General features: G+C 71.9%; 3 protein-coding genes and 1 pseudogene. 3 read left to right on the top strand and 1 reads right to left on the bottom strand.

The features are described 5' to 3' along the window. Positions 1 to 298 (bottom strand): annotated as a pseudogene (locus tag G6030_RS05235) (hypothetical protein); the annotation flags it as partial. A 140-nt stretch (positions 299 to 438) separates the two neighbouring features. Between G6030_RS05235 and G6030_RS05230 the strand changes: the two are divergent. The 3 genes from G6030_RS05230 to treY form a co-directional block, all read left to right on the top strand. After that, positions 439 to 2,598, top strand: a complete 2,160-nt coding sequence (locus G6030_RS05230) for an acyltransferase family protein (protein WP_182642424.1) — start codon at positions 439 to 441, stop codon at positions 2,596 to 2,598. 59 nt (positions 2,599 to 2,657) lie between these two features. Then, complete coding sequence (gene glgX, locus G6030_RS05225; RefSeq protein ID WP_347238587.1) at positions 2,658 to 4,802, top strand: glycogen debranching protein GlgX; 2,145 nt, start codon at positions 2,658 to 2,660, stop codon at positions 4,800 to 4,802. Then, on the top strand, positions 4,802 to 7,048 hold a 2,247-nt coding region (gene treY, locus G6030_RS05220; protein WP_182642423.1), incomplete at its 3' end, for a malto-oligosyltrehalose synthase. The genes glgX and treY, both read left to right, overlap by 1 nt.

Genomic DNA, 7,048 nt, shown 5'->3' with positions numbered 1-7,048 from the left:
GCCGCCGCAGGCGGGGATGGCGGTGCCAGAGCACGAGCACCGCGCACACCGTGGCGGAGCCGGTGAGCACGACGAGCGTGAGCAGCTGGCTGCCGCCGTCCGCCCCCGAATCGGCCAGCCGCAGGCCGCGCCCGTCGCCGACGGACAGCAGCTCGGAGCGTGGGGCCGCGACGGCCCACAGTGTGAGAGCCGCGAGAAACGGGGCGACGACGGCGAGGAGCGTGCCCGCCGCGCGTGGGGCGGTGCCGGGCGTACGGTCGGACGAACGCACGACACCTGGCGACGACGGGCCGGTCATGTGGCCCGACTGTACCAACGGCGGTGACGCCGACCCGCTGTGGTGTAATCGGACCCGGCTCCGCCCCGCCCGGCGTGGTGCCCGGATGCCGGGCCGGGCCATCCGCGACCCCCGGACGAGACGTCAGGAAGTACCAGCCAGTGGCCTCCATCCCTACTCCCGCGCCCGCCCCCCGGCGCCGCGGGACGATGGCCTACCGGCACGACATCGACGGCCTGCGCGGCCTCGCGATCGCACTGGTCGTGGTGTTCCACGTCTGGATGGGCCGCGTCTCCGGCGGCGTCGACGTGTTCCTCACCCTGTCCGGGTTCTTCTTCCTCGGCTCGCTCCTGCGCGGCGCCGGTGACCCGGACACGCCACTCAACCCGCTGCCACACCTCAAGCGCCTGGTCCGCAGGCTCTACCCGGCGCTGGTGGTGACCGTCGCCGCGACCGTCCTCGGCACCGTGCTCATCAAACCGCCCACCCAGTGGTCGGCGATCTTCGAGCAGACCCTGGCCTCGCTGCTGTACTACCAGAACTGGGAGCTGGCGCTCACCGCCTCGGACTACGCGGCCGCCGACGCGACCATCTCCCCGCTGCAGCACCTGTGGTCGATGTCCGTCCAGGGCCAGTTCTACCTGGTGGCCCTCGCGGTGATCCTCGGCGTGAGCCTGCTGTGGCGCCGGCTCGTCCGCCGCGGCACCCCGAAGTGGGTCCTCGTCGGCATCGTGGCCGCGGGCACCGCCACCTCGGCGTGGTGGGCCGTACTCGGGCAGTCCGCCAACCAGCCGTGGAACTACTACGACACCGGCGCCCGCATGTGGGAGCTGCTCGTCGGCGGCCTGGTGGCGATCGTCCTGGCCGGGATCGTCCTGCCCTGGCCCCTGCGCCTGCTCACCACCGCCGCCGGCCTCTTCCTGGTGGTGAGCACCGGCTTCCTCTTCGACGGCGCGGGCCACTTCCCCGGCCCGCTGGCCTGGTACCCCATCGGCGGTGCGCTCCTCATCATCCTCGGCGGCAACCTCCCGCCCGGCCTGCGCGCCACCCCGGCCCGGGACCCGATCACCTGGCTGTTGTCCGGCCGGCTGTTCCGGCGCCTCGGGGACATCTCCTACTCGCTCTACCTGTGGCACTGGCCGCTGCTCATCCTGTGGCTCTCCTACGACCGCGAGGCCGAGATCACGCTCATCTCCGGCCTGGTGATCATCGCCGTGTCGATCGTGCTGGCGCTCCTCACGGAGAAGTACGTCGAACGACCGGTGCGGATGGCCAGCCGGGCCCGGGGGCGCACCACCCCGGCGGCCGCCGCCCGCGACCGTCTGCGGGGCGGCCCGACCCGCTCGCCCCGGGAGCAGAGGCTGTTCGTCCGCGCGAGCGTCCTCGTCGTCGTCGCCGCCGTCGCCAGCGTGGCCACCGTCGGCTGGTGGGGCGCCACCTCCGGTTCCCGCTCGGCCGTGCCCTACGTCGACTCCCTCACCGACCCGGACCACCCCGGCGCGCGGGCGTTCCTCGAGGGCGTCCCCGCGCCCGACGACGTCGGGTACGTCCCCTCCCTGCTCCAGGTGGGCAACGACCTGCCCGCCAGCACCATTGACGGCTGCATCTCGACCTTCGAGTCGTCCGAGGTGGAGATGTGCGTCTACGGCGACGTCACCTCCCCGCGCACCATCGCGCTCACCGGCGGCTCCCACGCCGAGCACTGGATCAGCGGCCTCGACGAGGTCGGCCGGCACTACGGCTTCCGCGTGGTCACCGTGCTCAAGATGGGCTGCCCCCTCACCCTGGACGCCACGGTCTCCGACGGCGGCGAGCAGCTCTACGAGAGCTGCGCCGAGTGGACCCCCGAGGCGCTGGCGGCGCTCGTCGGGCTGGACCCGGACTTCGTCTTCACCACCGCCACCCGCCCCGTCGGCGTGGTCGGACCCGACGTCACCCCCCGCCAGTACGTCGACCTGTGGCGCGCGCTCGGCGAGCAGGGCATCGGGGTCATCGCCATCCGCGACACCCCGTGGCTCAACCGCGGCCGCGGCCCGATCCGCGCCTCCGACTGCCTCGGCGACGGTGGCACCCCGGCCGAGTGCGGCATGCCGCGCGAGCGCTCCATCTCCCCCGTCAACCCCGCCGCGCTCGCCGGCGCCGGCCTCGACTCCGTGCGTCTGCTCGACCTCACCGACGGACTGTGCGACCCCGAGGTCTGCCCCGCCGTGGTGGGCAACGTGATCGTCTACCACGACTCGCACCACCTGTCCGGCTCCTGGGTGCGCTCCGCGTCCGGCGAACTGGCCCGTCAGATGGGGCCCGCGACCGGCTGGTGGTGACCGGGACCTCCACGCGCGGGGACGTCGCCGGGCCCCGATAGGCACTACCCTTGGGCAGCGTGACCCAAGACGACGTGACGCAAGCCGCCCCGGAGCTCATCCGCGCCTGGCCGGGGACCCCCTACCCGCTGGGGGCCACCTACGACGGCACCGGCACGAACTTCTCCCTGTTCTCCGAGGTCGCGGAGCGCGTCGAGCTCTGCCTGATCGACGACGACGGCAGCGAACAACGCGTGGAGCTCGAGGAGGTCGACTACCACATCTGGCACTGCTACCTGTTCGGGGTGACCCCGGGTCAGCGGTACGGATTCCGCGTCCACGGGCCGTACGAGCCGGAGAACGGGCTGCGGTGCGACCCGTCCAAGTTGCTGCTCGACCCGTACGGCAAGGCGTTCGAAGGCACCTTCGACGGGCACCCGAGCCTGCACAGCTACGACCTCGACAACCCGGACGAGCGCAACACCGAGGACTCGCTCGGGCACACCATGACCACCGTCGTGATCAACCCCTACTTCGACTGGGGCAACGACCGGGCGCCCGGCCACGAGTACCACAACACGATCATCTACGAGGCGCACGTCAAGGGTATGACGGCCACCCACCCCGACATCCCCGCCGAGATGCGCGGGACCTATGCGGGCATGAGCCACCCGGCGATCATCGACTACCTCACCGAACTGGGGGTCACCGCGATCGAGCTCATGCCGGTGCACCAGTTCATGCACGACCAGCCGCTCATCGACAAGGGCCTGCGCAACTACTGGGGTTACAACAGCTTCGGGTTCCTCGCCCCGCACAACGAGTACGCCTTCTCCCGCCAGCCCGGCGACGCCGTGAGCGAGTTCAAGGCCATGGTCAAGGCCTTCCACGAGGCGAACATCGAGGTGATCCTCGACGTGGTCTACAACCACACCGCCGAGGGCAACCACCTGGGGCCCACCATCGGCTTCCGCGGTATCGACAACCAGGCCTACTACCGCCTGGTCGAGGGCGACGAGCAGTTCTACATGGACTACACGGGGACCGGTAACACCCTCAACGTCCGGCACCCGCACTCGCTGCAGCTCATCATGGACTCGCTGCGGTACTGGATCCTCGACATGCACGTCGACGGCTTCCGCTTCGACCTCGCCTCGTCGCTGGCCCGCGGCCTGCACGAGGTCGACCGGCTGTCCTCGTTCTTCGACCTCGTCCAGCAGGACCCGGTGGTCAGCCAGGTCAAGCTCATCGCCGAGCCGTGGGACGTCGGTGAGGGCGGCTACCAGGTGGGCAACTTCCCGCCCCTGTGGACGGAGTGGAACGGCCAGTTCCGCGACACGGTGCGCGACTTCTGGCGCGGCGAGCCCGCCACCCTGGGCGAGTTCGCCTCCCGCCTCACCGGCTCCTCCGACCTGTACGAGGCCACCGGCAGGCGCCCCACCGCGTCGATCAACTTCGTCACCGCACACGACGGCTTCACCCTCAACGACCTCGTCAGCTACAACGAGAAACACAACGAGGCCAACGGGGAGGACAACAACGACGGCGAGAGCCACAACCGCTCCTGGAACTGCGGCGTCGAGGGGCCCACCGACGACCCCGAGATCCTCGCCCTGCGCCGCCGTCAGAAGCGCAACCTGCTCACGACCCTCATCCTCTCGCAGGGCACGCCGATGATCGCCCACGGTGACGAGATCGCGCGCACCCAGCACGGCAACAACAACGTCTACTGCCAGGACAACGAGACGTCGTGGATGAACTGGGACCTCGACGAGGAGCAGGAGGACCTGCTCGCCTTCACCCGCGAGCTCGTCCACCTGCGGAAGAACCACCCCGTGTTCCGGCGTCGACGCTTCTTCGGCACCCCGGTGCGCGGCGAGGAGGACCCGCAGGACATCGCGTGGTTCGCCCCCGACGGCTCGGAGATGACGAGCAAGGACTGGGACTCCGGCTTCGGCAAGTCCCTGGCCGTCTACCTCAACGGCGAGGGCATCCGCGAGCCGGACGAGCGTGGGCAGCGGATCATCGACGACTCGTTCCTCATGCTGTTCAACGCCCACCACGAACCCATCCACTTCTCGTTGCTCGGCCCGGAGTACGCCGAGGCGTGGGAGATCGTCCTGGACACCACCCGGCCCGCCGGCGACCACAACGGGGACCTGCCCTCCGACGGCACCCTCGTCGTGGACGGCCGCGGCACGGCGGTCCTCCGGAAGCTGCGCTGATGAGCTACGCCGCGAACGGCGCGGGACCGGACTTGCGGGCCCGGGTCGACGTGCTCTCCAGCACGTACCGCCTCCAGCTGCGCACCCCCGCCTCCGACCCCGACGGCCGCGGCTTCACCCTGGCCGACGCGGAGGGCCTCGTGCCCTACCTCGCCGACCTCGGGGTGGGCGCGGTGTATCTCTCGCCCGTCCTGACCGCCACGCCCGGTTCGACCCACGGATACGACGTCGTCGACCCCACCGAGGTCTCGCCCGAGCTGGGCGGGATCGACGCCCTGAGGTCCCTGCGCGCGGCGTGCCGCGTCCACGGGCTGGGGCTGATCGCCGACATCGTGCCCAACCACCTCGGCGTGGACGAGCCGGCCGCCAACCCCTGGTGGTGGGACGCGCTGCGGCGGGGCCCCGACTCGGCGTACCACCGCTTCTTCGACTTCGACACCGAGGAGGCCAACGGGGCCGACGGCAGGATCGCGATCCCCGTCCTGGGCTCCCCGGACGACGTGGCCGACCTCGTCGTCGTCGCCCCTGACGACTCCCCCAGCGGGGAGGCCGAGCTGCACTTCTACGACCACCGCTTCCCGGTCGCCCCGGGGACCGGGGACGGCACCGCGCAGCAGGTCCACGACCGCCAGCACTACCGGCTCGTCCACTGGCGCGAGCCGCTGCTCGGCTACCGGCGGTTCTTCACCGTCACCGGGCTGGCCGGACTGCGCCAGGAGGACCCCGAGGTCTTCGACGCCACCCACGCCGAGGTGCGTCGCTGGTGCGAGGAGGACCTCGTCGACGGCATCCGCGTCGACCACCCGGACGGGCTGTCCGACCCGGTGGGTTACGCGCGTCGGCTGCGCGACCTCGTCGGACCGGACCGGCTCGTGCTGGTGGAGAAGATCCTCGCGCCCGACGAGATCCTCGAGCCCGCCATGGGGGTCGACGGCACCACCGGCTACGACGCGCTGCGGCTCATCGACCAGCTTCTCGTCGACCCCGCCGGCGAGGCCCGACTGTCCGAGCTCGCCACGCGGTACTGCGGCGCCCCGGGCGACGAGGAGCAGGTCCATGCCCGGTCCGCCGAGCTCAAGAGGCAGATCGTCGCCGAGGACCTCGCCCCCGAACTGGCCCGGCTCTCCCGCGCCGTGCGCCGCGAGGCCGCCGTCGGGCACGGCGGATCGACGAGCGACGACGTCGAGGAGGTCGACCTCCGCGAGGCCCTGGTCTCGGTGATCGCGCACACGCCGTTCTACCGGGCCGACTATCCCGTCCTGCGGGGCACCCTCCCGGCCATCCTCGATCGCCTGCGCCGCGACCGGCCCGGGCTCGCGCCCGCACTACGGCTCGTGGCCCGCGCACTCGCCCGCGGCGGGGAGGCCTCCACCCGGCTCGCGCAGGTCACCGGCGCCGCCACCGCGAAGGCCGAGGAGGACCGGCTGTTCTACCGGCTCGGGCGGCTCGTCTCGCTCAACGAGGTCGGCGGCTCCCCCGGGCGGATGGGCCTGCCCGTCGAGGCGTTCCACCTGGCGATGGCCGAACGCGCCCGCGCCACACCGCTGGCCATGACCGCGCTGAGCACCCACGACACCAAGCGCGGTGAGGACGTCCGCGCCCGGATCTCGGTGCTCTCGCAGGTCCCCGACGCGTGGGCCGACCTGGTCTCCCGCGTGTTCGAGGCCCATCCCCCGCCGGCCGAGGACGCCGGCTACTTCCTGCTGCAGATCGTCGTGGGCGTGTGGCCGGAGAGGGGCGGGCCGACCGACGAGCTGCGCGCCCGCCTGCACGCCTACGCCGACAAGGCCCTGCGGGAGGCCGCGGTCCACACCAGATGGACCGACCAGGACGCGGAGTTCGAGTCCGCCGCCCACGAGTGGATCGACACCCTCCTCGGCTCCGGCGCCGTGCTCATCGGCCCGTTCGTCGAGCGCATCGCCCCGGCCGGGCGCGACAACGCACTCGTCGCCAAGGCCGTGCAGCTGCTCTCCCCCGGCGTCCCGGACGTCTACCAGGGCACCGAGGTGTGGGAGGACTCGCTCGTCGACCCGGACAACCGGCGGTTCGTGGACTACGGCCCGCTGCGGTCGGGCGCCGTCGCCCGCGCCGGACATCCGAAGTTCACGCTGGTCAGGGAGCTGCTCCGGATCCGCCGCGCGCACCCGGCGGACCTCGCCGGCGGGGCACACGTGCCGCTCCCCGTGCACGGCCCCGCCGCCGCGGACGTGGTCGCGTTCACGCGGTCGGTCGACGGCCGCGCGGCG

Origin of the sequence: Dietzia sp. E1, from assembly GCF_014145015.1 — a bacterium.
GTDB classification, from domain to species: domain Bacteria; phylum Actinomycetota; class Actinomycetes; order Mycobacteriales; family Mycobacteriaceae; genus Dietzia; species Dietzia cinnamea_A.
This window is presented reverse-complemented; position numbering and strand designations above follow the sequence as displayed.